The sequence below is a fragment of the Methylibium sp. genome (genome assembly GCF_013817365.1).
Lineage (GTDB): Bacteria > Pseudomonadota > Gammaproteobacteria > Burkholderiales > Burkholderiaceae_C > Methylibium.
This window is the reverse complement of record NZ_JACDCU010000360.1, coordinates 1-4,279: the sequence shown is the minus strand read 5'-3', so window position 1 is coordinate 4,279 and position 4,279 is coordinate 1. Positions and strand designations below refer to the sequence as shown.

5 protein-coding genes and 1 pseudogene are annotated in these 4,279 nt (G+C 69.4%); 1 reads left to right on the top strand and 5 read right to left on the bottom strand.

What is annotated here, in order from left to right; all coding sequences use genetic code 11:
• The 5 genes and pseudogenes from H0W38_RS17625 to H0W38_RS17605 all read right to left on the bottom strand — a co-directional run.
• A partial coding sequence (locus tag H0W38_RS17625; RefSeq protein WP_292456495.1) for an MBL fold metallo-hydrolase occupies nt 1-448 on the bottom strand: 448 nt, incomplete at its 3' end.
• Nucleotides 449-494: 46 nt separating this feature from the next.
• Entirely contained in the window at nt 495-1,100 is a 606-nt protein-coding gene (locus H0W38_RS17620; protein ID WP_292456492.1) for a YceI family protein, read from the bottom strand.
• A gap of 68 nt (nt 1,101-1,168) precedes the next feature.
• A complete protein-coding gene (locus H0W38_RS17615) occupies nt 1,169-1,747 on the bottom strand; it encodes a YceI family protein (protein WP_292456490.1) in 579 nt (192 codons plus the stop codon).
• 58 nt (nt 1,748-1,805) lie between these two features.
• Nucleotides 1,806-2,378: a YceI family protein gene (locus H0W38_RS17610; protein WP_292456488.1), complete on the bottom strand. Its 573-nt coding sequence runs from the start codon at nt 2,376-2,378 to the stop codon at nt 1,806-1,808.
• Nucleotides 2,375-2,953 (bottom strand): annotated as a pseudogene (locus tag H0W38_RS17605) (cytochrome b). The gene H0W38_RS17610 and the pseudogene H0W38_RS17605 overlap by 4 nt, the downstream one beginning before the upstream one ends.
• Before the next feature lie 161 nt (nt 2,954-3,114).
• On the opposite strand from H0W38_RS17605, the gene H0W38_RS17600 reads away from it, so the two are divergent.
• A complete protein-coding gene (locus tag H0W38_RS17600; RefSeq protein WP_292456485.1) occupies nt 3,115-4,197 on the top strand; it encodes a phospholipase A in 1,083 nt (360 codons plus the stop codon).
• Nucleotides 4,198-4,279: the final 82 nt, after the last annotated feature.

Here is a 4,279-nt window from a genome sequence, read left to right as displayed (position 1 = left end):
CGTGGCCGGGGGCCGCGATGACATCCCACTCGCGCGCGCCCAGACGCGTGCGGCCACCGGGCGCGAGCGTGCCCCGCGCGGCGAAGCGCATGCAGCGCTGGCCGATCGGCCGAAAACCGAGTGCTTTTTCGTCCCAGCGCTGAACGGCAGCGAAGCCGCCGGGCGGCACGTCGATCGGCACGGCGCCGAAGGCCTGCGCCACCGCCGCGTTGCCGCCGCAGTGGTCGCTGTGCAGATGGGTGTTGACGATGCGCCCGAGCGGCGCGCCCGCCAGCGCCTGGCGCAGCAGCGCGACGGTCTGCGCCGCGTGCGTGCAGTGGCTGCTGTCGACCAGCACCGCGCCGCCGGCATCGTCGTCGCGGTCGTGGATCAGCACGTTGTTCGAGGACAGCCAGCCGCGCTCGAACACGGTGAGGTCGTCGGGCAGGCGCAATGAGGAGGGGGTCACGCCGCCACTGTAGCGGTGGCTCGGCCGGGGCCGGGCCGGGCGGCCGTCACGGCGGCGGCGCGGCCTCCCGCACCCCCTCGACCTGCACCGTCAGCGTCACCCGATCGCCCACGAAGGGCAGGCCGAAGTCCATGCCGTAGTCGCTGCGCAAGAAGCGCCCCGTGAAGTCGCCGCCGCAGACTTCGCGTTCGAGAACGGGATGCTCGAAGCAGCCGAAGCGCAGCGCGGTGAGCGTGAGCGGGCGGCTGGTGCCGCGCAGGGTGAACTCGCCGCGCACTTCGGCCACGCGATCGCCGTCGAAGCGAAGCTCGCGTGCCACGAACCAGGCGGTAGGGTGCTCCTCGGCGGCCAGCAGGTCGGCGCGGCGCAGGCGCCAGTCGAACAGGGAAAGGCCGGTGCTCACGCTGGCCGTGGGCACCGTGATGCCGACCGTGCCCTTGCCCGCGCTGCGGTCCAGGAGGATGCGGCCCTCGGCGGGCCCGAGCCGGCCGCGGATCGTGGAGGTGCCGAAGTGGGAGAGCTCGAACTGAACCCAACTGTGATGGGGGTCGAGCGCGTAGCTCACCGGCTCGGCGTGAGCCGCCCAGGGCGCCAACGCGAGCGCACAGGCCAAGGCCCGTGCAGCGCAGCGGATCGCGGGCCAGGGCTTCATGCGGGCATCGTAGCGAGCCAGCCGCCCTGCGCCGTCGCAAGGGCCGGCTGCTCCGGCGCCCGTCTGCCCTATTGCCTGACCGCCTCCACCTGCACCAGCAGGCGGATGTCGTCGGGCTGCACCGGCAGGGCGTAGGTGATGCCCCACTGGCTGCGCTGGATGGTGGTTTCGAAGTCGCCACCGCAGACCTCGCGCTTGAGCATGGGGTTCTGGTAGCAGTTGAAGTGGCTCGCCTTGAGCACGACCGGATGGGTCTTGCCGAGCAAGGTCAGCGTGCCGGCCACTTCGCTGAGCTTGTCGCCATCGAACTGGAAGTCGTCGCTCTTGAAGGTGGCGGTGGGGAATTCGTCGCTGCGGAAGAAATCCTTGCCGGTGAGGTGCTGGTTGAAGGGGGCCACACCGGTGTTGACGGAACCGGTCTCGATGGTGAGTTCGACCTTGCCCGTCTTCGCGGCGCGGTCGAACACCACCGTGCCTTGCTTTTTGTCGAAGCGCCCGCGGTTGGTCGAGGTGCCGAAGTGCAGCGACTCGAAGGTCACGAAGGTGTGCGTGGGGTCGATCGCATAGGTGACCGGCTCGGCGCGGGCGCCGCTCGAGGCGGCGAGGGCGAGCGCGGCGGCGCCGAGGATCGTCGGGATTCTCTTCATGCGGATGTCCTTGCTGGAGTGAAAAACAAATGCAATGCAATGCGGTACGCGAGTGCGCTCACGGTGCGGCCAAGCCGGCCAGCGCGAGCTTGAAGCGCACCTGGACGTCGTCGGCTACCAGGGAGGTGTCGGCCCATTCGCCGTCGCCGATCTTGAACGCAAGCCGCTCGAGCGTGAAGCTGCCGGTCGCGATGCCGGTGCTCCCGGTCTGCGCCAGGCTGATCGGCACGACGAGATCGCGGCTGTGGCCCTTGATGGTGAGCCGGCCCGCCACCTCGTACTTGCCGCTGCCCAGCGGCTTGATGGCCGTCGATTGAAAGCGCGCCTGCGGGAACTTCGCCGCGGCGAACCATTCGGCCTTGGGCAGTTCCGCGTCGGTCTCCGCAATGCCGAGGGTGGCGCTGCCAGTGTCGATGGTGAGCGCCACGGAGCCGGCCTGTGGCGACCCGGGGTCGAAGACGATCTGCGCGTCGAAGCGCTTGAACTCGCCTTCGACGGGCACGCCCATCTGCTTGCTGACGAACACGATCTCGCTTTGCGCGGGCAGCAGCCGGGCGGCAGCAGGCTGGGCTTGCGCCAGCGGCGCGGCCAGCAAGCCGGCAAGCGTCCAGATCAGCCAGGGCGTTTTCATGAGGCAGTCCATTCTTGTTCGTTCGGCGATCCGGCGCCGCCGAAGCGCATCCGCTCGAGCAGGCCGTCGCGGTCGATCCACTGGTGCTTGAGCGCCGCGGCGATGTGCACCACCACCAGCGCTAGCAGCGTGTAGGCGAGGGTGGCATGGACTGGTTTGATGACTTTGGCGAACTCCTTGTCCACCGCCACCAGGTCGGGTAGCGGCAACACGCCGAACCATACGATCGGAAAGCCCGCCATGGAGCTGTAGGTCCAGCCGGCCAGCGGCACGGCGAAGAACAGCACGTACATCAGCGCATGCGTGGCATGGTGGGCGCGGCGCTACCACGGCGGCATCGCGCTCAGGGTGCGGGCCGGCAACTCGGGCGGGCGGTGCGTCAGGCGCCACAGCAGGCGCACGGCGGAAAGCGCGAGGATGGTGATGCCCGCCCACTTGTGCCAGTTGTAGAGCCTGAGCTGCAGCGGCGAGAAGGGGAGGCTGGTCATGAACCAGCCGAGTCCGAGGCTCGCGAACAGCGCCAGCGCGAGCAGCCAGTGCAGCGTGATCGCGGTCGGGGTGTAGCGGGGTGGCATGTTGCTCGGTCGGGCGTGAGGCGTGAATCACTGTAGAGGGCCGTACCGACGCCCCGGTTCACCGCGATTGACGCATCGATTCAAAAACTTCGCAGCGCCCCACGGCCCGACGTCCGGGTCGCTGCGGCAGAATCCGCGCGGCCCGCGACCGAAGACGCCTTTTGAAACCCACCACCGCCGCCGCCCTCGCCCTTGCGCTGCTGCTCGGTCCCGCCGCAGTGCTGCGCGCGCAAGAGCCGGCTCGGCCGCTGAGTGACTGCGCCGCGCTCTCCGACGATGCCGCCCGCCTAGCCTGCTACGACGGCCTCGCCGGCCGAGCGCGCCCCTCGGCGCCGGCCGTTCCGGCCCGCCGCACGCCGGACCTCATGGCCGCGCCCGAGCCGATCGGCCCGGGACTGCAGGGCCCGCCGGTGCCTCACCCGAGCTTCCTTTCCAAGTACTGGGAACTCGACGAGGCCGACAAGCGCGGCACCTTCAATTTCACCGGCTACCGGCCCAATTTCGTGTTGCCGGTGCACGTGAGCACCGACATCAACTCGACGCCCACCAGCCCCGCGCGCGACCGCAGCGGCCAACTCGGCAACTTCCGCAAGGTCGAAGCCAAGCTGCAGATCTCGCTGCGCACCAAGCTGGCGGAGAACCTGCTGCTGCCCGGCGGCGACCTCTGGGCCGGCTACACGCAGCAGTCGTTCTGGCAGGTGTACCGGCCCAGCGAATCGTCGCCGTTTCGCAGCACCGACTACGAGCCCGAGCTGATGTACGTGCTGCCGACGCCGCAGGGCCTGCGCGCACTGCCCTGGGGCTGGCAGTGGCGCTACGGCATGCTGGCGCTGGCCCACCAGTCCAATGGGCAGTCCGAGCCGCTTTCGCGGAGCTGGAACCGCATGTACGTCGGCGGCGGCCTGGAACGCGACGATGTGTCGCTGTCGGTGCGCTACAACTACCGATTCAAGGAAAGCGCCTCGAAGGACGACAACCCCGATCTCGTCGACTACCGCGGCCACACCGACTGGCTGCTCGCCTGGACCCCCGGCCGCGCCACCGCCTCGATGCAGTGGCGCACCAGCTTTCGGCGCTGGGACCGCGGCTCGCTGCAGTTCGACTGGACCTACCCCGTCGAGCCTGACAACCCCCGCGCACTGCGCTGGTATGTGCAGGTCTTCAGCGGCTATGCCGAGACGCTGCTCGACTACAACTTCCGGCAGACGAGCCTGGGGCTCGGTCTGACATTGTTCGAGTTCTGAGAAGACGCGGGCCGACGAGCGAAGCGGATAGGCCGCCAAAGAGGCGCGCAGCCGTCACGCCGCCTCTCGTGCGCTCGTACGC